Source organism: Gordonia westfalica (assembly GCF_900105725.1).
Taxonomy (GTDB): domain Bacteria; phylum Actinomycetota; class Actinomycetes; order Mycobacteriales; family Mycobacteriaceae; genus Gordonia; species Gordonia westfalica.
Window position 1 is genome coordinate 2,439,475 of the sequence record NZ_FNLM01000034.1, and the last position, 22,859, is coordinate 2,462,333.

Annotated in this window: 22 protein-coding genes and 1 tRNA gene; 10 read left to right on the top strand and 13 right to left on the bottom strand. The window is 68.1% G+C overall.

Going from position 1 to position 22,859, the window contains the following annotated elements:
• The first annotated feature begins 80 nt into the window (after positions 1–80).
• Complete coding sequence (locus tag BLU62_RS16520) at positions 81–1,637, top strand: hypothetical protein (protein WP_074852954.1); 1,557 nt, start codon at positions 81–83, stop codon at positions 1,635–1,637.
• Position 1,638: 1 nt separating this feature from the next.
• Here the strand turns inward: BLU62_RS16520 and BLU62_RS16525 are convergent, their stop codons facing one another.
• Entirely contained in the window at positions 1,639–3,441 is a 1,803-nt protein-coding gene (locus BLU62_RS16525; protein WP_074850770.1) for a hypothetical protein, read from the bottom strand.
• Positions 3,442–3,506: 65 nt separating this feature from the next.
• Between BLU62_RS16525 and BLU62_RS16530 the strand changes: the two genes are divergently transcribed.
• From BLU62_RS16530 to BLU62_RS16545, 4 genes are all read left to right on the top strand, one after another.
• Positions 3,507–3,866 carry a chorismate mutase gene (locus BLU62_RS16530; protein WP_074850771.1) on the top strand — a complete coding sequence of 120 codons (360 nt, stop codon included), beginning with the start codon at positions 3,507–3,509 and terminating at the stop codon, positions 3,864–3,866.
• A gap of 74 nt (positions 3,867–3,940) precedes the next feature.
• Positions 3,941–5,638: a glucose-6-phosphate isomerase gene (gene pgi / locus BLU62_RS16535; protein ID WP_074850773.1), complete on the top strand. Its 1,698-nt coding sequence runs from the start codon at positions 3,941–3,943 to the stop codon at positions 5,636–5,638.
• A gap of 108 nt (positions 5,639–5,746) precedes the next feature.
• Positions 5,747–6,274 (top strand): hypothetical protein, encoded by a 528-nt coding sequence (locus BLU62_RS16540; protein WP_074850775.1) that lies wholly within the window; start codon positions 5,747–5,749, stop codon positions 6,272–6,274.
• 20 nt (positions 6,275–6,294) lie between these two features.
• On the top strand, positions 6,295–6,828 hold the full coding sequence (locus BLU62_RS16545; RefSeq protein ID WP_074850777.1) for a hypothetical protein: 534 nt from the start codon (positions 6,295–6,297) through the stop codon (positions 6,826–6,828).
• Positions 6,829–6,846: 18 nt separating this feature from the next.
• Here the strand turns inward: BLU62_RS16545 and BLU62_RS16550 are convergent, their stop codons facing one another.
• The 5 genes from BLU62_RS16550 to BLU62_RS16570 are packed head-to-tail and all read right to left on the bottom strand — an operon-like array spanning position 6,847 to position 12,071.
• Positions 6,847–7,596, bottom strand: a complete 750-nt coding sequence (locus tag BLU62_RS16550; protein ID WP_074850779.1) for an SDR family oxidoreductase — start codon at positions 7,594–7,596, stop codon at positions 6,847–6,849.
• A gap of 29 nt (positions 7,597–7,625) precedes the next feature.
• On the bottom strand, positions 7,626–8,675 hold the full coding sequence (locus tag BLU62_RS16555) for a pyridoxal phosphate-dependent aminotransferase (protein WP_244278214.1): 1,050 nt from the start codon (positions 8,673–8,675) through the stop codon (positions 7,626–7,628).
• Complete coding sequence (locus BLU62_RS16560) at positions 8,657–9,682, bottom strand: 3-oxoacyl-ACP synthase III family protein (protein WP_074850781.1); 1,026 nt, start codon at positions 9,680–9,682, stop codon at positions 8,657–8,659. The genes BLU62_RS16555 and BLU62_RS16560 overlap by 19 nt, the downstream gene beginning before the upstream one ends.
• Positions 9,679–10,344, bottom strand: a complete 666-nt coding sequence (locus BLU62_RS16565; RefSeq protein ID WP_074850783.1) for an SRPBCC family protein — start codon at positions 10,342–10,344, stop codon at positions 9,679–9,681. The genes BLU62_RS16560 and BLU62_RS16565 overlap by 4 nt, the downstream gene beginning before the upstream one ends.
• The gene (locus BLU62_RS16570) at positions 10,341–12,071 is read right to left on the bottom strand and encodes a thiamine pyrophosphate-binding protein (protein ID WP_084811814.1); all 1,731 of its coding nucleotides are present in this window, start codon (positions 12,069–12,071) and stop codon (positions 10,341–10,343) included. Before BLU62_RS16570 ends, BLU62_RS16565 begins: the two co-directional genes overlap by 4 nt.
• Positions 12,072–12,209: 138 nt before the next feature.
• Between BLU62_RS16570 and BLU62_RS16575 the strand changes: the two genes are divergently transcribed.
• Positions 12,210–13,691 carry a sensor histidine kinase gene (locus tag BLU62_RS16575; RefSeq protein ID WP_074850784.1) on the top strand — a complete coding sequence of 494 codons (1,482 nt, stop codon included), beginning with the start codon at positions 12,210–12,212 and terminating at the stop codon, positions 13,689–13,691.
• On the opposite strand, the gene BLU62_RS16580 is transcribed toward BLU62_RS16575, so the two are convergent.
• Both BLU62_RS16580 and BLU62_RS16585 read right to left on the bottom strand, forming a co-directional pair.
• Positions 13,676–14,344, bottom strand: a complete 669-nt coding sequence (locus BLU62_RS16580; protein WP_074850786.1) for a response regulator transcription factor — start codon at positions 14,342–14,344, stop codon at positions 13,676–13,678. The genes BLU62_RS16575 and BLU62_RS16580 overlap by 16 nt on opposite strands.
• 3 nt (positions 14,345–14,347) lie before the next feature.
• A complete protein-coding gene (locus BLU62_RS16585; protein ID WP_074850788.1) occupies positions 14,348–15,238 on the bottom strand; it encodes a DNA-formamidopyrimidine glycosylase family protein in 891 nt (296 codons plus the stop codon).
• A gap of 25 nt (positions 15,239–15,263) precedes the next feature.
• Here BLU62_RS16585 and BLU62_RS16590 point away from each other — a divergent pair, with 25 nt between their 5' ends.
• Both BLU62_RS16590 and BLU62_RS16595 read left to right on the top strand, forming a co-directional pair.
• Positions 15,264–16,004: a 3'(2'),5'-bisphosphate nucleotidase CysQ gene (locus BLU62_RS16590; protein WP_074850790.1), complete on the top strand. Its 741-nt coding sequence runs from the start codon at positions 15,264–15,266 to the stop codon at positions 16,002–16,004.
• Between the two features lie 10 nt (positions 16,005–16,014).
• Positions 16,015–16,764, top strand: a complete 750-nt coding sequence (locus tag BLU62_RS16595; protein ID WP_074850792.1) for an ABC transporter permease — start codon at positions 16,015–16,017, stop codon at positions 16,762–16,764.
• Between the two features lie 138 nt (positions 16,765–16,902).
• Here the strand turns inward: BLU62_RS16595 and cobF are convergent, their stop codons facing one another.
• From cobF to BLU62_RS16610, 3 genes are read right to left on the bottom strand one after another with little or no spacing between them, the layout of a single operon-like run.
• Complete coding sequence (gene cobF, locus BLU62_RS16600) at positions 16,903–17,670, bottom strand: precorrin-6A synthase (deacetylating) (protein ID WP_074850795.1); 768 nt, start codon at positions 17,668–17,670, stop codon at positions 16,903–16,905.
• A 2-nt stretch (positions 17,671–17,672) separates the two neighbouring features.
• Positions 17,673–18,482 (bottom strand): SDR family oxidoreductase, encoded by an 810-nt coding sequence (locus BLU62_RS16605; RefSeq protein WP_074850797.1) that lies wholly within the window; start codon positions 18,480–18,482, stop codon positions 17,673–17,675.
• 25 nt (positions 18,483–18,507) lie between these two features.
• The gene (locus BLU62_RS16610; RefSeq protein WP_074850800.1) at positions 18,508–18,723 is read right to left on the bottom strand and encodes a hypothetical protein; all 216 of its coding nucleotides are present in this window, start codon (positions 18,721–18,723) and stop codon (positions 18,508–18,510) included.
• Between the two features lie 82 nt (positions 18,724–18,805).
• Between BLU62_RS16610 and BLU62_RS16615 the strand changes: the two genes are divergently transcribed.
• Positions 18,806–19,768, top strand: coding sequence for a GlxA family transcriptional regulator (locus tag BLU62_RS16615; RefSeq protein ID WP_074850802.1), 963 nt, complete (start codon positions 18,806–18,808; stop codon positions 19,766–19,768).
• Positions 19,769–19,813: 45 nt separating this feature from the next.
• Here BLU62_RS16615 and BLU62_RS16620 read toward each other — a convergent pair.
• Positions 19,814–19,889, bottom strand: a tRNA-Arg gene (locus BLU62_RS16620).
• Positions 19,890–20,140: 251 nt separating this feature from the next.
• On the opposite strand from BLU62_RS16620, the gene BLU62_RS16625 reads away from it, so the two are divergent.
• Positions 20,141–21,439 carry an acyltransferase gene (locus tag BLU62_RS16625; protein ID WP_074850804.1) on the top strand — a complete coding sequence of 433 codons (1,299 nt, stop codon included), beginning with the start codon at positions 20,141–20,143 and terminating at the stop codon, positions 21,437–21,439.
• A gap of 99 nt (positions 21,440–21,538) precedes the next feature.
• Here the strand turns inward: BLU62_RS16625 and BLU62_RS16630 are convergent, their stop codons facing one another.
• A complete protein-coding gene (locus tag BLU62_RS16630; protein WP_074850806.1) occupies positions 21,539–22,762 on the bottom strand; it encodes an oxygenase MpaB family protein in 1,224 nt (407 codons plus the stop codon).
• Positions 22,763–22,859 lie beyond the last annotated feature (97 nt).

Sequence of the window (22,859 nt, forward strand, 5' to 3'; positions counted from 1 at the left end):
CGGCTACGATGACCCGGTATCACTGGCTCGGGGCGCCCGTCGATGCGGTTGACATGCCTCGGCGACCGAAAGAGGCGACCATGAAGAGACCGTCCATAGCGCCCGCCGCCATCACGCTGGGTGTCGGAGCACTGGCCCTCGTCGTCGCCCTGATCTTGTCGTTCGTGCCGTTCAGCAGCGCAGGCACGGTCGAGCCCACCGCCGCGTTCCGCGCCCAGAAGAGCCTCGACGAGGTGCTCTTCAAGATGGCGACGAGCCCGGCGGCCAAGTACACCGGCAAGGTCGCCTACAAATACGAGGACGCACGCGGCGAGGGCACGGTCGAGTTCAGCGACCTCATCGTGACGACGTCGAACACGGCCGAGGGCACGGTGTCGCTGGGTTCACAGCAGGGTGAGTACCGCCAGATCAGCAACAACCCGTACATCAGCGCACCCAACGCCCTGTGGAACGAACTGCTCGTCGCCGACGAGAAGCTGAACCTCGACATGGCGCCGCTGGACAACAAGTGGGCGTCGACCCGGTTCACCAGCCTCCCGCGGTTCGGCACCATCCTCGGCCCGGACAACCTGGCCGGCGACATCGGCAACATCGAGTTCGATTCCGAACCGCAGCTCGGCGTCGAACTCCCCACCCCGAACAAGGGCACGCCCGACGCCCGCCGGTGGCCGACCAGCGATCCGCCCATCGAGTTCATCGGCGACAACACGGTGAAGATCGGTACCTGGGAGGTCACCTTCGACCCGGAGTCCAAGAGCGTCACCAACGTCAAGGGTCAGTCCAAGCAGGGATCGGCGACCTACGACATCGACACCTCGGTGAGCCTGCAGCCCGCGGACCAGGCGCAGAAGGTGTTCGCCAACCAGCGCGCCCTCGTCGGCGATCTGGTGTCGGCGCCGGCACCGGGCCTGTGGGCGAAGCAGCCGGTGGTCACGCCGCGTCTGGTCGGCGAGTGCACCACCGTGGCCTGCGCCTACGACTTCGCGGTCTCCGGCATCCCGTGGGCCGACGACGTCACCGGCCACTTCAATTACGGGATGACCCTGAACTTCGCCGTCGGCGGCCGCCCCGCAGGCGCTCTTGGTGGTGAGTGCAAGCCGGTCGTGCGCGTCGACTTCGGACGCACCGCCACGACGCGATGCACCGCGACCAACCTGCCGGCGAACTCGTCGATCGGTCCTCGTTCGGCCTACACCTACCTCGCGTTCCTCGACACCACCGAGGCCGACCTCAACAAGCTCATCGACGACAACGAGAAGCAGACCAACACCGAGGTCGTCTACGTCCGCACCGGCAACAAGGGGCCGGAGCAGGCCCGCTACGGCGCAGGCATCACCGGTCTGCCCAGCTACTACGCGGTGAAGCGCGGCGAGTACCTCTTCGACGGCATCGGCACCGACGGCAATCTGCACGTCACCTTCGGCCCCGGCTACTCCGAGCACATCAGCGGGGGCACCTTCGACCCGAGCTGGGAGGGCACCGAAGTCCTCAAGAAGCAGATCGGCGAACAGGCGAAGGCCGCCGGCGACGCGCAGGTCGTCTATTTCGTCAGCGAACCGCAGGCCGTCTCGGCCCTTCGTTCGCTGATCGCGTCCGAGGGACAGACCGACAACGTCACCGCCTACCTCTACGAGTAGGTCAGCCGCCGGCGAAGCGGGCCTCGACGGCCTCGCCGACGCGGCCCGCGCCGGTGTGGAGTCGTAGCCCCGGGGTCACCGGACGCACCGAGATGGCGTCGCCGCCACCGTCGAGACGGACGTAGATCGCGCCGAGACCCGATCGGACCGGTACGCGCACGGCCCGGCCACCGTCGAGGCTCATCTCGATCTCTCCGTCGCGCGTGGCGCAGTAGCTGAGGGAGACCGTCCACGGCCACGGGAACAGCGGGCCGTCGAGCGCCAGTCGGGAGGGGCCGGAGATCTCCGGCCGGGCGCAGCTGCCGAATCCCTGTCCGATGAGGCGGCGTTGGGTCACCCCGCCCGGGACGGCGTTGCCGGCGGTGTCGAGGACGAGGAGCCGGTCGGTGCTGGTGCCGAAGTCCGGCCGCGGGTCGACGCGACCGAAGATGCGGCTGATCTGGTTGTCCGGATAGACCACCGGCTGGAGGATCTCCAGCGGGACCGACTGGTCGAGCAAGGTCGCGTCGGCGTTGTCGTGCAGGGTCGCGACCGCCGTCTCGAGGTAGTCGCCGGTGGGGTTGTCGCGCCACGACGCCGAGAACGAGACGAGCGAGACCACCGCCGACACCATCGCCAGCGCGCCGACGACAGGCAGGAGAATCACCGTCGGCGACTTCTCCTCGGCGTCCTGACGCGCGTCCGGCGCAGGCGCTCTTCTGGGTGGCGCGCCGACCAGCAGCGCGATCGCGATGGCGAACACCAGCGCGGTGTCGGGGAGATAGCGCATGTGCTGGGCGAGGGCGATCGCGGTCTCCGGGCTGGACCGGTTCCACATCACCGGGATCTGCGCCGCGACCGCGTAGACCACCGCGAAGGCGACGATCGGCACCGCCCCGCGCTTACGGGTCACCGCCCACCAGGTGATCGCGCCCAGCACCACCCAGCCGGCGACGATCATCCACGTCGCCGGGAAGCCGGTGGGCGGGCTCGGCGTCCACCGGTCCCATTCCCACGGGCCACCCACCAGGGACGGCACGATGGCGTGGTTCACCGAGCGCCACACCAGCCGGGCGGTCTGCCCGACCGAATGGTTGCCGGCGGTCGGATCGGCGGTGACGAAGTATACGACGACCCAGATCGCGGTCACCGCTGCGAGCGACGCCCACAGCTCGCGGCCCGCACGCAGGGTCGTCGTCAGAGCGGCGCGCCCCCCGCCGCTCGCCAGCACGGCGGCGACGAAGGCGATGGGGAGGATGAACAGCGACTTCTCGAAGAAGGCCAGTGCGATCACGAACACCACCGTCGAGCGGATCCACACCGCGCGGCGTCGGGCCGGGTCCACGTCGTCGCGCGCGAGCCGAACGGCATCGGCGACGATCCAGGCCAGCGCCGCCTGCATCGGGAGGGTGTTGAGGCCCGACGCCCACCACGCGAAGGCGGGCACCGTCATCGGGCTGAACAAGTAGAACGCCAGCGCCACCAGGGCGCCGGCCCGGGCCGCGGGCGCGATGACGCGGATCATCCGCCACACGGCGAGCGACGCGATGGCCTGCAGGACGATGAGCGTGAGTGCCGGGACCACCCAGTTCACCGGAGCCAGCCACGTGGCCACCCCGGCCAGCAGGAAAGCGGCCGGCATGAAGTGGCCGTCGTGGCTGTGCCCCAGGTACTCCCAGGACAGGATCGGGTTCGACGAGGCACGGGCGATCAGCACCAGATCGTCCCAGTAGAAGTTGCCGGTGGCGACGAGCCACCCCCGGATGATCAGCTGTCCGGCGATCAGGGCCACCGCGATCATCGACATCATGCGCGCGTTGAGCATGCGCTCCAGTGTCCATGTGTCGGGCGGCGGCGGGTCGGGTAGGTGCGTCGTGGCAAAATCGGCCCGTGACCGATCGCAGCCCGAGCTCCGGATCCGACGAACCCCCGCAGTCGGCGGGGGCGTCCTTCGAGAACACGATCGATCTCGAGAAGTACCAGCTGACCTCCGATGTCGCCGATCTGCCCGACGACATCGACGAACTGCGCCTCGAGATCGACCGGCTCGACGCCGTCATCCTCGGCGCGGTCAAACGACGCTCGGCGGTCTCGAAGAAGATCGGTGCCGCACGTATGGCGTCGGGCGGCCCGCGGCTCGTGCACAGCCGCGAGGTGAAGGTCCTCGATCGTTTCGCCGACCTCGGCAAGGAGGGGCACACCCTCGCGATGCTCCTGCTGCGGCTCGGACGCGGTCCGCTGGGACGCTGACCGCGTGGTGATCTTGTGCCCACGGCTGTGATGAGCGTCGCGGTCGAGACGCCGACCACATAGGGTTGGGTGTCATGAGCACGCAGGCACCCGGCAGCGACTTCACCGGCACCGACCACGGCGACATCACCGCAACACAGTCCTGGCAGGCTCTCGCCGCGCACCAACCGCATGTGTACGCAATGCATCTGCGTGAGGTCTTCGCGATCGATCCCGGACGCGGGCGTGAACTGACCGTCGACGTCGGCGACCTCCACATCGACTACTCCAAGCACCGGGTGACGCGGGAGACGCTCGAACTGCTGATGAGCCTGGCCCGCGAGGTCGGGCTCGAGGAGAGCCGCGACGACATGTTCGCCGGCGCACACATCAACACCTCCGAGGACCGCGCGGTCCTGCACACCGCCCTCCGACTCCCCGCGGACGCGTCGCTGACCGTCGACGGACAGGACATCGTCACCGACGTGCACGAGGTCCTCACCCGGATGGGCGAGTTCACCGACCAGCTCCGCAGCGGAGAATGGAAGGGCCACACCGGGAAACGCATCACCGACGTGGTGAACATCGGTATCGGCGGCTCGGATCTGGGGCCGGTGATGGTGTACCAGGCGCTGCGCCACTACGTCGACGCCGGCATCCACTGCCACTTCGTCTCCAACGTCGATCCGGCGGACATGGTCGGCACCCTCGACGGTCTCGACCCCGAGACCACCCTGTTCATCATCGCGTCGAAGACCTTCACGACTCTCGAGACGCTGACCAATGCCGCCGCCGCACGGAACTGGTTGCTCGAGGCACTCGACGCCGGAACAGAGGCGGTGGCAAAACACTTCGTCGCGGTGAGCACCAACGCCGACGAGGTCGCGAAATTCGGGATCGACACCTCCCACATGTTCGGCTTCTGGGACTGGGTCGGCGGACGCTACTCGGTCGACTCGGCGATCGGCCTGTCGGTGATGGCCGCGATCGGCAAGGAGCGTTTCACCGAGTTCCTCGAGGGCTTCCACCTCGTCGACGAGCATTTCCGCACCCAGCCGCTGGAACAGAACGCGCCGGTCATCCTGGGCCTGATCGGCGTCTGGTACAACAACTTCTGGGACATCGGCACCCGCGCGGTCCTCCCCTACAGCAACGACATGGCCCGTTTCGCCGCCTATCTCCAGCAGCTGACGATGGAGTCGAACGGGAAATCGGTGACCGCGAGCGGCCATCACGTCACCACCGACACCGGCGAGATCTTCTGGGGCGAGCCGGGAACCAACGGCCAGCACGCGTTCTATCAACTGCTGCACCAGGGCACGCGGATCGTGCCGGCCGACTTCATCGGCTTCGCCGAGCCCACCGACGACCTGCCCGCCGGACCCGACGGATCGGGTTCGATGCACGACCTGCTGATGAGCAACTACTTCGCGCAGACCAAGGTCCTCGCGTTCGGCAAGACCGCCGACGAGATCGCCGACGAGGGCGTCCCGGCACATGTGGTGGCCCACAAGGTGATGCCGGGCAACCGCCCCAGCACCTCGATCCTCGCACCGAAGCTCACCCCGTCGGTGATCGGTCAGCTGGTCGCGCTGTACGAACACCAGGTGTTCGTCGAGGGCGTCATCTGGGGGATCAACCCCTTCGACCAGTGGGGCGTCGAACTCGGCAAGACCCAGGCGAAGGCCCTGCTCGGCACCATCACCCAGGCCGAGGCACCCCCGGGCGACGCCGATTCGTCGACGAACGAGCTGGTCGCCTGGTACCGGAGTCACCGTGGGCGCGCGGTCTAGGTCGCGTTCCCGCGTGCGCGTTTCCTTCCCGTAGGGCGGGCTTCCTTCGCGCTGATCGGATCCGATCAGCGGATGGGCGACGGGACCGCGGGAAGCTAGCGTGGTGACATGCTGCGACCCCGGTTCCGACGGCGGACGATCGGATTCGCCATCGTCACACTGACTCTCGTGGGCGCCACCGGCTGCACACCCGGCGATCCCGTCGATCGCACCCCGGGTACGCCGATGTCGGCGTCCTCGGCGGTCAAGGTCGTGACCGCAGGTCCCAGCCGGGACGTCGAACCGGTGACGCTGCGTTTCCCGTTGCTCGCCGACGGGAACATCGACGGGTGGGCCGCCGGAACCCTCGGGTCGGCGCCGGGCGTCTCCGAGCGTGTGCCCGGCCCCACCACCTACTGGTTCGACGCCGTCGTCGACGCCGGCTCCGACCGCGTCATGGCCTGGGCCGATGAGTACCACGCCGAACCGGTGCCCGCGCCGGACTCGGTGGCCGCCGAACTGCGCGACCTCGTCCCGGCCGGGGACTTCGTCGGCGGGCCGCACCTCGACGACGTCTTCTCCTCGGGCGAATGGCGGGCGACGGTGTTCCTGTCGCCCTCGACAGGCCGCGTGGTCGTGCTCGGCATCGACGACTGATCTGCGTAAGGTGACGGTCTGTGGCGAACAAGCAGGGACAGACCGTGGCGTCGGGCGCATTTCAGTTGTTCGGGAGTCGCCGACGCGATCAGGTCAGTGAGTTGCTGGGAGACATCTTCGGCCGAACCGACATCGAGGCGCTGGCCTCGGATTGGCGTGGTGTCGTCTACTTCACGCTCGCCGAGGACGAATCGATCGACCCTGAGACCGTGCTCGGTTTCGACGCATCCAGCGGCTCGTCCGGCGAGTTGGCAACCCTCGACGAGGTGTTGGACGCCGTCCGCACGGGCGAGGTCGCCGAAGCCGTCGACGTGGCGAGCTTCGACGCCTGGCGAACCGCCACCGGCACCCGCTCGCTCGACATGGGTGCCTGCGTACCGCCGGCCCTGTACGAGTTCCTCGGCGGCGATCCCGCCGAAAGGGCCGTCGAGGCAGAGGATCTCGTGACGTTCGTGGCCACCGCCGCCGCCATCATGGGACGACTCGAGAAGCTCGGCGTCGAACCGGGCGACGAGATCCCCGACGAGGTGTTCGACGAGGACTACTGGAAGTAGTCGCTTCGTCCAGTTGACTCAGATCATCCGCCGACTGATCGAGGCCGGCAGGAACTTCAGCGCCGCGGCGATCGGCGTCCACGGCCATGCGGGTACCGGGGCCCAGTTCTTCTCGGCCTCGATCGCCGCGACCATGGCGTCGACGCCCTTGTCGGTGTCGACCATCAGGGAGGTCTTCACGCCGCGGTTGATGTCGGTCTCGATGTAGCCGGGCGCCAGGACCGACACCGTGATGGGCGAACCCGCGAACTCGGCCTGCAGTCCCTGCCCGAGTGCGGTGAGTCCGGCCTTCGACGCGGAGTACGCGGCCTGGGCCTTGGGCAGGCCGCGAACTCCCGAGATCGAACTGACCAGCACGAGGTGGCCGGCGTTCTGCTCGCGGAAGATCTCGAGCGCGGCCTCGATCTGGGCGAGCGCGCCGACGAGGTTGGTCTGCACGGTCTCGATGTTGGCCGCCGCGTTGCCCGTACCGATCGGTGCACCCTTGCCGAGACCGGCGTTCACGACGACGCGGTCGAGGCCGCCGAGTTCGTCGGCCAGCGCGCGGAAGGCGACCGGCACCGCGTCGAGATCGGTGACGTCGAGTCGGGCGAACGCGACCTGCGCTGCCGAGGGTCGCAGTTCGGCGGCCAGCGTCTCGAGCTTGTCGAGACGCCGCGCGGCGAGGGCCAGCGAACGCCCCTGGGCGGCGAATCTGCGGGCCATGCCCTCGCCGAGTCCCGAACTCGCACCGGTGATGAGGATCTTCTGCCGTGTCGTCGCGGTCACGGGTCCGAACCTACCGGCAGCACCGCCTCCTATGCCGACCGGGACGTCAGCCGCAGCGCGTCGATGATGTGGTCGGTGCTCGAACGATCCCCCACGGTGATTCGTGTTCCGGCTGTGCCGCATTCCTTCACCGCGATCCCGAGCCCCCGCAACATCCGTCCGGCGGCCACCCCCTCGGTGCCGGGGACGAAGACGAAGTTGCCATGGCTGGGCAGCACGCGGAAGCCCATGTGCGCCAACATGTCCACCAAACGGTCCCGCTCACCCCTCATGGAGCGGACTCGTTGTGCCAGTTCCAGTTCCGCGTCGAGCGCCACCGGTACGGCCGCCATCGCGGCCCGGCCGACGGCGAAGGGCACCTCGTGACCACGCAGGTCGGTGATCAGTTCGGTGGCGCCGATCCCGTATCCGACGCGGAGCGCCGCCAGACCGTACGCCTTGGAGAACGTCCGCAGCACCACGACGCCGGGATTCCGGATCAGCCGATGCAGATCCGGGGTCCGCTCGTCGAACTCCACATACGCCTCGTCGACGATCGTCAGCACATGGGACGGCACCGCGCCGAGAAACCGGTGGAGGTCGCCTTGGTCCACCACCGAACCCGTCGGATTGTGCGGGGAGCAGATCACCACGACCGCGGTCTCCGGGGTGATCGCGGTGAGCAGCCGGTCGAGGTCGACGCCGCCGCCGTCGTCGAGGTCGACTGTGTCGAAACGCATCCCTACCATCCGCGCGAGGATCGGATAGCCGTCGAAGGTGGGCGTCGAGGTGAGCAGGGCCGGTGTCGCGACGCCGGCCTCCGCGGCCCGGCGGACCGCGCACTGCAGCGCCGCCAGGGCCACTCCGGTCGCGCCCGGCCCCACCGTGACCCGTTCGGGCACGACACCGAGGTGGCAGGCGATCTGGCCGCGTGTGCGATCGGGCAGGAAGTCGGGGTAACGGTGGGACTCACCGACCTCGTTCTGCAGCGCCGCGGCGACCGAGGGCAGCGGCGGGTAGGCCGATTCGTTGAGGTCCAGCCGGATCTGCGGCCACGGCGCGCCGCCGGCGAGCGGCGGACTCACGGCCGTCCCGCCCATCTCATCGCGGCCGCCGCGGAGAAGTCGCCTGCGTGGGCGAAGGCGGCCATCATCACCACGTCGCCCTCACCGATGCGTCCGTCGGAGATGGCCGCGTCGAGGGTGACCGGGATGGCGACGGCGAACAGGTTGCCGCATTCGTCGAAGGTGTCCGGATGATGGCTGTCCGGGAGTTCGAGCGCCTCACGCCAGTTGCGCAGGAAGATCCGGCTGGGCTGATTGGTGACGAACCAGTCGAGGTCCGACGGCGAGATGCCGATCTCGTCGGCCACCTCGATGGCGACCTCGGGCACCATCCGGTTGCCCCGCGCGAGGACCTTCGCGATCTTGGAGTCGGTGAACCCGATGTGTATCTGACCCGGTCCGGCCTCCCAGTACTTGCGCGGCGGGTCGGAGACCCCGGTCATGTCGCCGGAGTACTGCCCGAACGAGTGGCAACGCAGGCCCAGGACCGGGCTGGCGTCCACGTCGTCGACGGTCAGCACGGCCACCGCCGCACCGTCGCCCGGGATGGCGGCCTGCGCCTTGCCGCGGACCTGTTCCTGGGTGAACACCTGACCCGCACTGTTCTGCGCCAGCCCGAGCAGTGCCTTGTGGCCGCCGCCGGCCCGCAGCAGCGCCGCGGCGATCTCGATCATGTGCATGAACGCGGCACATCCGCCGTTGTGGACGTCGAGAACCGTCGACGGCCGGATGCCGAGACGATGGGCCAGCTCCCCGCCGCAACCGCGCACGGGCACCTCGGGCAGCTGACTGTGGGTGAGGACGACGTCGACGTCGTCGAGGAAGTCGTCGCCGTGCCGCTCGAACAGGTCACGAGTGGCCGAGATCATCATGTCCGCCGACGTCTCCCCCTCGGCGGCATGATGACGGAACGCCGGCGCGCGGAACATCACGTTGTCCGCGAGGGTGTCGTCCTCCGCGTACTGCGCGTAATACGCTGCGGGAACGACCTTCTCGGGAAGGTAGGTGGCGAGGTCGATCAGGCTGACGGGATTGCTGGTCATGATCGCATCCATTCCGGGGTGAGCGGGAGGCCGTTGCGGTGCCGGTATTCGGCGATGGCCGTGAGGTTGTCGAGTTCGATCTGATGGCCGGGGGCGAAGGTGTCCCAGAAATCCCCGACCCACACCGGTCGTTCGGGCGGAGCGGTCTCCGGGAAGGGGTTCTCGTCGTAGAACGGGTGGTGGCAATTCACCCACAGGACAACCGAACCGGGCTTGTCGAGGACGACCTGGGCGTCGACGACGCGCATCAGGTAGATCATCCAGAGATGCCGTCCCTGGTCCCACGCGCAGTGGTAGTCGACGGTCATCGCCTCGGGCGAGGCGATCGTGCGGACGTAGATCTCGGTGTCGGCTCCCAACCGGTCCTGCGCGACCCACAGTCCCGGTTCCCCGGTCTCGGTGAATCCCCGGAGACTGTAGCTCCATTCCTCCAGCGACCGAGTGTGCGACAGCCAGTCGAACACCTCTCGCGGCGGGGCGTCGACGTAGCCCTGTACCGGGCAGAACTCACCATAGATCTGGTCGTGGGGGTACACCGACCGCAGCTTGTCGAGGACGAGCGGGGTCGCGATCGGCCGCGGATGGGATTCGATGCGGACGAGGCCGGGGAGGGTGGAGGCGTCCTCGCCGAGGTCGGAGAGGGCGGGTTGTAGCACTGTCATGACTGTCCTTTCGGGATGAGCGGGGCGAACGGTGGGATCTCGTCGGGATCGACGTCGACGACGAGACAGTTGGGGCCCGATTGCGACAGCAGCTCGGCGGCGGCCGCGCGTACGGAGGCGGGATCGGAGGCGTGGGCGACGCGGAGTCCGTCGAACATCGCGGCCAGGCCTGCGGCCAGGTCGGTGGGACGAAACCTGTTGACGCTGGGCGTGTCCGGGAAGAATCGGTGTTCCCGGGTGATGCACATGGCGTGGGCGTTGTTGTTGAGCAGGACGAGCGTGACCGGCGCGCGGTGTTCGACGGCGGTGTGGATCTCCATGCCGTGCATGAAGAATGCTCCGTCACCCGCGATGACGACGGTGCGCTGCGGCTGGTTCCCGGCGGCCGAGCGGATGGCGTTGCCGATCCCGGCCGCGATCGCGTATCCCATGCCACCCATGCCGAGCGCCACCACGAATCTGCCGTGGCCGAACGGGAGGTGGTGGATCGCGGCGGCACCGGCGTTTCCGGCGTCGGCGAACACCGGGGTGCCGGGCGGTAGCGCACGGCCGATCTCCTCGATCGCGGTGCGCATGTCGAGGTCCGATCCGCCGGGCGGCACCGGCAGGTGGGTCACCCCGACCGCGGCGCGCCGGCGGTCGTGGCCGAGACGTCGTCCAATCCCGCCGGTCAGTCGTGCGACGGCGCTCACGAGGTCGGTGCACCGTATGTGGTCGATGTCGCCGGGCATCCGTGGCGGTTCGGACCCCAGGTGGATGACCCGGAGTCGCCCCAGCGCGTCGTCTTCTCCGGCGCGGTCGGTCATCGTCATCCGGCACCCGAGCACGAGACATGCGTCCGCGTCGGCGAGGACACGATGTGCCGACGGATGGCCCATCACCCCGGTCAGGCCCGCGAAACCGTCGGCGTCCCTGAGGATGTCCCGGCCCCCTGGAGCTGCGACGACCACCGCTCCGAGAGCGTCGGCCAGAGCATCGACCCGCGGTCCGGCACCCGCGAGGGACGCTTCGTCCCCGACCCAGATGACCAGTCGCGCATCGGCTTCGACGAGCTCGCACAGTTCGTCGGCGACGGCGAACAGCGTCGGCCCCGACACATCGGCGCCATGCTGCATCCACTCCCCGGGATGCAGTTGCCGTAGTTCGGCGGCCGACGCGGACTGGACGTCCTTGGGCAGCAGGACGGCGGCCGGCAGACCCCGGTGGAGGGTGGCGAAAGCCGTCGCGAGCGCAGCCGGGACCTCGTCGGCGTGCCCGACCACCGAGCACGAACCCGTGATGGCCGCCAGGACTTCGGCGATGTCGACGGTGTCCGGCGGTGCGAGCATGTCCTGGAACGCCCCGCGTCCCACGAGTAACGACGGCGCGGTCCCGATGAGCGCGAGCACCGGAACCCGACTGTCGTACGCCTCGGCGAGTGCGGGGACGACGTTCATCGCTCCCCCGCCGGACGTGGTCATGACGACGCCGGGGGTGCCGGTCATCCGCGCCGTCCCGTCGGCCATCGCACCGGCGGCGAACTCGTGTTTGGCGACGACCGCCGTCATCCCCGGTGCACGGGTCGCGGCGTCGTAGAGGTCTTCGATGTTGGCACCGTGCACGCCGAACGCGGTGCTCATCGACGCCGAGATGAGCTGTTCCACAATGTATTCGGCAACCGTCGCGGTCGATCCGCGCTCAGTGTCGGCGGTGGCCGCCCGGTGCCTGAGGTCTACGGTCAAGGTCATGGGAACAACTCTGCGACGCCGAACCTGAAGAACCGCTGAAGCGGTACACCGACCGAACACTGTCGGAGCGAACGCGTGACGACCTACGCTGAATGTTCAGCAGGTGCCCACTGGTGTATGCGCCGCCGAGGAGTTGCGATGACCGGTTTTCCACGCATGACCTCCGGTCGCCCCGCGCTCCTGAGACGCAACCAGGGAGTCCGTATCCGGTCCACGATCGTCGGGACTCTCCTGGTCACCATCGCCCTGCTCATCGGCGCCGCGGTGATGCTGTTCATGCTCAACCGCGCCGACAGCAGGACGATGTACGACGAGACGAGCTATCGGGCGTACGAGATCGCCGCCGAGATCCGGGAGGGTGGGATCTCGGCGATCTCCCCCGAGTCGGTCAGCATGGGCTCCGGGGCCGACATCGTGCAGGTGATCGACGGAAACGGCCGGGTGGTGGCGTCGTCCCCCGGCGCGGCCGGCGACCCGGTGACCTCCGCTCGTCCTGCACCGTGGACGTCGACGCAGGTGAAGGGCCGACTGATTCCCGGCAGCGAGTCCGAGTTCTGCGCAACCGTCACCGCCACCGCCTACGACGGCGCCGCGTACACGGTGGTCGTCGCGGTGTCGGCGGACGCGTACCGGCAGAGTCTGATCAACACTGCCCTGGTGCTCGCCGTCGAGCTCCCGATCCTGGTTCTCCTGTCCGCCGTGGCCATCTGGTTCTTCGTGGGCCGGGCACTGCGTCCGGTCGGGCGGATCACCGAGCAGGTCACCGCGATCACCGCGTCGGATCTGTCACGTCGCGTGCCGGTCCCGTCCACCGACGACGAGGTGACGCGTCTGGCCACCACCATGAACTCGATGCTGGAACGCCTCGAACAGAGCCGTGCGGCGCAGTTGCGGTTCGTCGGGGACGCCTCCCACGAGATGCGCAGCCCGCTGACCACCGTCGTCGGCCTCCTCGACCTCGCCGACGACACCGACTCCCCGATCGATGTGACGACCCTCCGCACGTTGCTGCTACCGGAGGCCCGCCGGCTCCAGAACATGGTCGACGATCTGCTGCTGCTCGCACGATCCGACGAACACGGTGTGCCGCTGCACATCCAGGACGTCGATCTCGACGACATCGTCGCCTCTGAGGCACGTCGCCTCAGGTCGCTCGGACTCGCCGCGGTGGCGACGACGATCATCCCGATCAGGACGTCGGGCGATCCGGAGAAACTCTCCCGCGCGATCCGGAACCTCGCCGAGAACGCGGTCCGCTACGCGGCGTCGACGGTGCGTTTCGACATGTATTTCGACCCGGCCACCGGGTTCGCGTCCATCGCCGTGACCGATGACGGCCCGGGAGTGCCGCCGGAGGGTCGCGACATCATCTTCGATCGCTTCACACGACTCGACGTCGATCGACGCAATCGCAGCGGCTCCGGGCTCGGGCTGTCCATCGTCCGCGAGATCGTCCGCGCGCACGGCGGTTCGGTGTCCGTGCAGGATCCGCCCGCCGGGTTCGCGCACGGCGTCACCTTCGTCATCTCGCTGCCGACCGCTCGTCGACTCCCCGACGGCGCGGGCGACGGCGAGGTCAGCACGGCGCTCGCGATGCCGCATCGTCAACCGATGCGGTAGCCGACGCCGCGGACGGTCTCGATGCTGTGCACGCCGAAGGGCTGGTCGATCCTCTTGCGCAGGTAACCGACGTACACCTCGATGATGTTGGGGTCGCCCTCGTAGTTCTCGTCCCACACCGAGTGCAGGATGTCGGCCTTGGAGACCACGGTTCCGGCGTGACGGATCAGGCATTCGAGCACCGCGTACTCGCGGGGTGTCAGGGTGATCGGTGTGTCGCCGCGCCGCACGAGGTGTTCGGCCGGGTCGAGGGAGAGGTCGCCGACGCGCAGCGTCGCGGGACGCTCGGGCGCGCCCCGACGCAGGAGGGCACGCAGACGGGCCTTGAGGACGACCACCGAGAACGGCTTCACCAGGTAGTCGTCGGCGCCGTAGTCGAGCGCCTCGGCCTGGTCGTATTCACCGCCTTTCGCGCTCAGCATCAGGACCGGTGTCCAGATCTCGCGTTCGCGCAGGTTCTGCAGCACGCGGTACCCGTTCATCCCGGGCATCATGATGTCGAGCATGATCACGTCGTAGGTTTCCTCGGTGGCCCGCCACAGACCCTCCGGTCCGTCGAAGGCCACCGTGACCGCCCACCCGTCACTGACGAGCATCCGGCGGACGGTCTCCGCTGCCCTGATGTCATCGTCGACGACGAGCGCGTGCACCATCGCTCATTTCAGCAGTCGTGACATCCGGCGGTCGGCGAGTACTCTGCCGCCGGTCTGGCAGGTCGGGCAGTACTGGAAGGAGCGGTCGGCGAAGGACACCTCACGGACGGTGTCGCCGCAGACCGGGCAGGGTAGCCCGGTGCGCGCGTGGACCCGGAGGCCGGTGCGCTTCTCCGACTTCAACCGGGCGACGGCCTGCCCCTCGAGGCGGCTCGTCGCGTCGGTCAGCACGGCGCGCATCGCGTCGTAGAGTGCGCTCACCTGGTCGGGTTTGAGGGTCTTCGACGACGCGAACGGCGAGAGTCGCGCGGTGTGCAGGATCTCGTCGGAGTAGGCGTTCCCGATCCCGGCGATGGTGTGCTGGTCGGTGAGCACGTTCTTGACGCGGCCGGTGGTCCCGGCGAGGATCTCGGCGAACTGCTCCTCGCTCAGTTCGAGGGCGTCGGGACCGAGTCCGGCGACGCGGTCGATCTCGGCGAGGTCGCGGACGAGCCACACGGCCAGCCGCTTCTGCGTACCGGCCTCGGTGACGTCGAATCCCTCCCCGGGGAGCCCGCAGTGCACCCGTAGCGCGATCGGCGACTTCCCGCCCGGACGCAGCGGCTTGGGTGAGAGGTCCTCACTCCACCGCACCCAGCCGGCGCGGGACAGGTGGATGACCAGCGCCAGCATCGGCTCGGATGCGGTCGCCTCCGATCCCGGGATGGTCCGGATGACCAGGTACTTGCCCACACGACCGACCGATTCGACGATCCGGTCGGTGAGCGCGGTATACGGCGGATCGGCCGTCTTGAGCACGGACAGGGACGCGACGTCGACTCGCCGGATCGGGAGTCCGGCCGCACGTCCGTCGACATAGTCGGCGATGGCGGCCACCTCAGGGAGCTCGGGCATGCCACCAGTGTGCTCTAGTAAAGGGATGACTTCCCGACTTTCCGACGCCGAGCTGGCCGCCCGGATCGCCCAGGGAGCCGGGGAGATCCTCCTCGGGGTTCGTCATGGCGACCTGTTGACCGGCAGCATGCTCGGCGATGCCGGCGACGCTCTCGCCCAGGCCTGGATCTCCACCGTGCTGCGCAAACACCGTCCACGCGACGCCGTTCTGTCCGAGGAGGCCGCCGACGTCGGCGACCGCGCGACGGCCCAGCGCGTGTGGATCATCGACCCGCTCGACGGCACAAGGGAATTCGCCGCGGGCAGTGCGGACTGGGCTGTGCACGTGGCGTTGACGGAGAACGGGACGGTCACCGAGGCCGCGGTGTCGCTGCCCGCGACCGGCGAGGTGTTCCGCGCCGACACCGTCGAGAAGCCCGGTGGTGCACTGACGCGACGCATGGTCACCTCGCGGTGGGGCGGCTCGTACGAGACGAGTTACGTGTCCAACCGGCTCGGTCTGCAGATGGTGCCGGTCGGGTCGGCCGGCGCCAAGGCGATGGCCGTCGTCCGCGGCGATGCCGACGCCTACGTCCACGCCGGTGGCCAGTACGAGTGGGACAACGCGGCACCGGTCGGGGTCGCGCTGGCTGCCGGTCTGCACTGCAGTCGTCTGGACGGCTCCGAGATCGTCTACAACAATCGCCATCCCTACATGCCGGATTTCGTGATCTGTCGCAGCGAGATCCGCGACGACATGCTCGCGGCCCTACAGCAGATCTGGTGAACTTGCCGGTGTGAACGGAATCGGCGACGCCGTCGTCCGGATCGGCCCGGTCCTGGGGGTCGCCATCGTCGTGCTCGCCGTCGTCGCGGTGCTGGTGAACCGTCGAAGCGGTTTGGCCACCGACACTTTGGTGGCGACTCTCCGCGCCGTCGTACAACTGGCGGCCCTCGCCGGCGTGCTGGCGGTGGTGGTACCGCACCTGTGGGCGTCGGCGCTGTTCGTCGTGGTCATGGCGGTGGCGGCGGCGTGGACGTCGGCGCGGCGGATTCGGCCTCGGCATGCCGGATTCGTCCCCATCATGCGATGTCTCGGGCCGGTCGCCGCGCCGACGATCGTCGTCGTGGTCGTCCTCGCCCTCGTGGGTGTCCTACCGGCGAAGGGGATCGCCATCATCCCCACCGCGGGAATCCTGCTCGGCGGGGCGATGGTCACCACCTCACTCGCGGGGCGCCGGGCGCACGACGAGCTGACCACCCGTCACGGTGAAGTGGAAGCAGCACTGTCGCTGGGCCTACTCCCCCGCGACGCCCGATTCGAGATCTGCGCCCCGGCGTCGGCGACCGCTCTCATCCCCGGCCTCGATCAGACGCGGGCCGTCGGACTCGTGACGATTCCGGGTGCCTTCGTCGGCATGGTCCTCGGCGGCGCCTCGGTGTGGGCGGCCGCGGCGATGCAGCTGTTCGTGCTCATCGCGCTACTCGCCGTCAGCTCGATCGCCATGCTCGTCACCGTGGAGCTGGTGGCGCGGGAGGATCTGTGACGACGATCAGAACGGTGGCGGGCGTGTCCGGGCGTTCCTTCACTCCCAGAACTCATTTCGACGTTGCGACCTCGATCGAAGTCGCAACTCCGGAATGAAGTCTGGAAGTGGAGGGTTTCTCAGACTTCAGTTCTGCGACTATGCGGGGCGGGAAGCCTTGCGCAACAGATAGATGTCCATGATCCAGCCGATGCGTTCACGGGCTTCGGCGCGCGCTTCGACGATCTGATCGGTCACGTCGCCCACGCGTCCGCTGATGAGGATCTCGTCATCGGTGCCGACGTAGGCGCCCCACCAGATGTGGTCGTCGGGGTCGGCGGTGTGGCGGAAGGCGAGATCGCCGTCGAGCATGACGATCTGGTTGGCGTCGGCGCCGGCGGGTGTCTCGGCGAGCCGACGGCCGGTGGTGATGTGGATGGGTTCGCCGACGCGGTTGGCGACGATGCCGTGCGCCGCGGTGAGCGCGCTGGCGCTGGTCACGCCCGCGATCACCTCGACCGCGAGTTCGAGGTCGTCGCGCCCGGCCAGGTCGTCGACGATGCGCAGCGTGCTGTCGTAGAGCGCGGGATCGCCCCACACGAGGAAGGCCGCGACCCCGCCGTCGCCGACCTCGTCGCGCAAGGCGGCCGCGATGAGGTCCGCGCGGGCGGCATGCCAGCGTCGAACCTCGGCGTCGTAGTCGGCGGGCGCGCGATCACGCGGCGGATCGGAGATCTCGACGAGTGAATACCCCTCGCGCGCATGAGCGTCGAGGATCACCCGACGCGCGTCGAGCAGTCCACTCTTCGCCGTTCCCTTTTCGAGGGCGAGGAACACATCGACATCGGACATCGCGTCGATGGCCTGCAAGGTGATCTGGCGTGGACCGCCGGGACCGATTCCGATGACCCGCAGCGTGATTCGCACGGTCAGATCTTCACCTTCGGCAGACCGTGCTTACGAGCGGTCATGTCCAGGATCAACTGACGGGGCGCGAGCCGACGCAGGAAGAACACGACACCCGCCTGATTTCCCCTGGCGTAGAACGGTTTCGGATGCTCGGCGAGTGCGGCGTCGACGATCTGGGTGGCCATGTCCTCCGCGCTGATACCGGCATCCTCGTTGCGCCGGGTGGCCGCGGCGAGGGTCTCGTATTCGGCGCGATACGGCGACTTCTCGCCGACGTGGATGGACCGCCGGTCGCCGATCCCGGTCGCGATGGTGCCGGGTTCGACCGAGATCATGCGAATCCCGTACGGCGCCACCTCACGACGAGTGGCCAGCGCGAACGCCTTCAGCGCCGACTTGGTCGCCGCGTAGTTGGACCGGAACGCGACCGGGAAGCTCGACAGCATCGACCCGACCATCACGACCGTGCCTCGACGCCGCTCGCGCATCCCGGGAAGGACCGCCTTCGTGAGAGCGATCGGCCCGAACACGTTGACGCGGAACAGATCCTCGATCGCCTGCATCGACGTGTCCTCGAGTGCGCCCGCCTGCGATTCGCCGGCGTTGTTGACGAGGATGTCGACCGGACCGGCGAGGTCGGCGCATGCGGTGGCGGAATCGTAGTCGGCGTTGTCCAGGCGGACGTACGTCACACCGGGGATCGGCCTCTGCACGGTGTCGGGATTGCGGGTCGTTCCATAGACCCGGTGACCACGGGCAACGAACTGTCGGGCGACCTCGGCGCCGATGCCGCTGGTCGCGCCGGTGACGAGAACGGTCTGAGAGCTCACGCCCGCTACGGTATCGCAGCCCCTTTCACACGAGGCGGTCGTAGCGGCGCGTGAGGATGCTCAGCTCGGCCGCGACCCGATCGGTGTCGGGGCCGTACGGACGCTGCGGATCGCGAGTCCACCAGTCGACGAATCGTTGGAGCGGGGTTCGGCGGCCGACCGGCGTGCGGTGGGTGAAGTACCCGAGCGCGGCGATGGCGAGGACGGTCACGGCGGCGAGAGCGATGAGTGCGATGGTCATGGCAGCAATTCTCTGTCCGACGAATTTCAGCCAACAGTGGCGCAAACGACAACCTCCACAAATCTTCTGCCATACTGGCTTCATGCTGAAATCCGTCGGGGTCCTTCTCCACGGCAACGTCGCACTCTTCGAGTTCGGCGTCGTACACGAGGTCTTCGGCCTCGACCGCACCGACGACGGCGTCCCCGGCTTCGACTTCCGCGTCGCCGCCCCCGATCCGTCGGCGCCGTTGCGTGTCGGCAACGGCGTCTCGATCCAGGTCTCGCACAGCCTCGACGAATGCCGCGACGTCGATCTCGTGGCCATTCCGGGCGGCAAGGTCGACGGCGAGTACCCGGTGGAGATCTTGGACACCGTGCGCGCGGTCGTCGACAACGGCGGACGCGTCCTCACGGTGTGCTCGGGCGCCTTCGTGGCGGGCGCCGCAGGCCTGCTCGACGGCCGCCGCTGCACGACGCACTGGCGCTACGGCGAAGAACTCGCACGGATGTACCCGAAGGCGCAGGTCGACACCGACGTCCTCTTCGTCGACGACGGCCCAGTCACCACCAGTGCCGGCACCGCGTCCGGGATCGACGCGTCGTTGCATCTGGTCCGCGAGGCGTGGGGCCCGAGCGTCGCGAACCGGATCGCCCGCCGCATGGTCGTCTCGCCCCACCGCGACGGCGGGCAACGGCAGTTCGTCGACGCCCCGATGCCGTCATGCTCCGACGAGGGTTTCGGTGCGCTGCTCGCGTGGCTGATGGAGCATCTCGACCGCGACATCAGCGTCGACGACATGGCCGACCGGATGCACATGTCGGGCCGGACGTTCGCACGACGATTCGTCGACGAGGTCGGGGTGTCACCGCGACGCTGGCTCACCGAGCAGCGCGTCCTGGCGGCGAAGAACCTGCTGGAGTCGAGCGATGCGCCGGTCGAGGAGGTGGCCCGACTGGTCGGATTCACCTCGGCGACGCTGCTCCGTCACCACTTCGCGGCGTCCGTCGGGGTCTCACCCCTCGTCTACCGCCGCCGATTCGCGAAGTCCGCTGCGGTTTCATAGCCCGAACCCGCGGTCAGCGCGGTTTCGGGCTGTAGGACGACGATCTGGTGCCCTCGGTAGGATTCGAACCTACGACCTACCCTTTAGGAGAGGGTTGCTCTATCCCCTGAGCTACGAAGGCGTTGCACGGCCGATCGGGCAGCACCCGCGCATCAGCCACACGGCAGTGTACGTCAGCCCGCGACACCGACCACATTTCCTTCGGTCGACGCTCCTCGCCGGCGCGGCTATAGTCGACGCAAGGCGCGAACCGGGCAATTCCGGCTGTGATTGTCGCCACTGATCACACCCCGGCGTTGAGGTTCCTGCCAGATTCGGCCCGTACACTTCGTTCGGGTAACAGTTCGGTCAACCGGGGAGGTCTTTTCGTTGGTGCACGCAGCGGGCTCGGCGCGCACCGCCGACGGTGAGACCAGCACGTCCGAGGACACGACCACGGCCGACGCCGCCCCGGCCAAGAAACCGGGCTCCCGCGCCCACACCGCCGACTTCGTCCGCGTGTTCCTGTTCACCTTCGTGGTGGTCGCGCACAGTGTGAACGCCATCAACGGCGGCCCCGACGAGATCCGCGGCGCCAACCTGGTCGGCACCCTGTGCCATCTGACCCGCTACGGATTCGTCGCCGTGACGCTGTACGTCCTCGTGCTGAGCATGCAGGGACGGGAGATGTCGCCCCTGCAGTTCTGGCGCCGGCGATTCGGCCTGGTGATCGGGCCGTATCTCGCCTGGACCGTCATCTACGCGATCACCGACCACATCGTCATCCGGGACAACCCGTTCCCACCGGCGGGTGAATGGTTCTCGGGACTCGCGCACGACCTGCTCGTCGGCGAGGGAAAGTACCAACTGTACTTCCTGCTGATCTCGATGCAGATCTATCTGTTCTTCCCGCTCATCTCCTGGATCTCCGAACGGGGTCGCAGCCGCCCGTGGCTCCTGCTGTCCGGTGGCGCACTCATCCAGATCGCGATGTTCGTCATCTACCAGTACCTTCCGCGTCCGTCCGGGGCCGCCTGGGATGTCACCTACCACCACCTGTGGAAGACGCTCCCCATGTACGCGCTGTTCATCGCCATGGGCGTGGTCGCGGCACAGCATCAGCAGGCCGTGGACAAGTGGCTGCGCGAGCACATGGCGACCGTCGTGCTCGTCGCCGCGGGTTGTGCGGCCTTCACCATCGCCGGCTACCTCCTGGCGACCTCGCCGGGGAACGTGCCGTGGAAGGCCAACACCGCCTGGAACCCGGTGTCGTTGCCGTGGCTGATCGGGGGCTTCGTCCTGCTGTGGCTGATCGGTCTCGTCTGGGATGACCGACGCGCCGCCGGGCGTCCCGCCGCAGCGAAGTTCGTCTCGCAGGCGACGCTGCGCGCGTTCGGCGTCTTCGCCGTGCACCCGCTCATCCTCGACATCCTCGGACGCGTCGGCTTCCTCAGCGGGCTGTTCGAATGGTTCCCGCACTCCGCGATCCTGCGGTCGCTGATCCTCATCGCCGTCGTGCTGGTGAGTTCCCTGCTGCTCGTCGACATCCTGCTGCGTCTCCCGTTCAGCAAATGGCTGACCGCCCGGCCCCGCATCCCCCTGCTGCCGAAGCGGCAGGAGAAGAAGCAGGACCGAGCGGCAGTCACCGAAACCCCGACCGCCGAGACCTCGACGGCGGGTGAGAGGGGTTGACCGCCGCCTGGTCGAGGCCGACCCGTACGGGACGTCGGACCATCGGTACTCGGGCTATCTGTGCTCGGGCTATCTGTGCTCGGGCTATCTGTACTCGGGCTATCTGTACTTGGGGTTGTTGAACACCGGGATCTCGATGTTGATCGGCATCCGCAGTTCCGACATGTAGAAGAGTACGAACTGTCGGAGGAATTCGTCGATCATCCAGTACGCCTCACGCGGCATGCCGACGTTCAACAGTCCTTCGCGAACCAGGACGTACGGCGTCCACGCGGTCTCCAGCAGCGGCGTCCACACGGGTTCGCGCGGGATGTGCAGGCCGTCGGCGGCCTTGTCGCCGAGCATGAAACGCGTCAACGCCCCCAGTACACCGCGCGAGAGCAGGGTGAGGTCGAGGTTCATCCCCAGATCGAGGAGCATGTCCGCGAGCTTGCGACCCTCGGGCGTCGGCATCTGGATCGGGTCGAGCACCTGCCTGGCCTGGGACTCGGCCGCGTTCCACGACCCGGGGATGTACTCGTCCTTCACGCCCAACATGTGGGCGGTGATCTGCCACGAATGCAGGAAACCTGCCGACTCGTCGGCGGCGATCGGCACCTGCCACTTGCGGAAGTTGCGCATGACCGTGGTCGGCAGGCTGTGCCAGGTGACCATCACGTCGGCCTGACTGATGGGGATGTTCTCCGACGCCGAGTGCACCCAGTGCGGGGACTGCGGCAGCAGATGCCGCACGCCGGCATGCGCCATCCGGGTCTTCAGGCAGGTCACGATCATCTCGCCGCCGGGCTGGTAGGCGTTCAGCGAGCCGATGTCGTACCCGAGCTTGGCGGTCTTGGTGATGCGGTCCTTGAGGTCCCAACCACCCTTCGAGTAGTAGACCGCCCGCGCCTCCCGCGGGATGAGAGTGCTCATCATGCCGCTCGCGAAGCCGTAGATGATGCCCAGATAGGTGCCGCGCTTCTGGTTGAACTTCACCGCATCGGCCAGCTTGGACTGGTCGGTCCACGACGGCAGCTGACGCGCATGCTCCATGAAGTCGCGTAGTTCCGGAGGCAGTCCGGCCGGCAGCGGCTGCGAGTTCTTGTGCCACGTACGCAGCAACTTGTTGACCTTCGGCGCCTGACCGCTGTCGATGACCTTCGCGATCACCGGGTCGGCCTCGTCGTCCCACAGCGTGCGCGGATCGGCGCCCGCGCCGCGGCCCGGCAGGGAATTGGCGGGTGACCACGTCCACGGCGTCGCCGGCGCCACCGCGGCCACCGCACCCGCCGCGCCGACGACCCCGCCAGCCTTGATCAGCGTCCGCCTGTTCAGATCTTCCATGACCCCGTCCCATCTCTTTCGATGTATCAATGTGACAAACTTCGTATCCTTGTATCCTCTGTACCATCGAGTGATTCAGGACACACCGAGTTTTCCG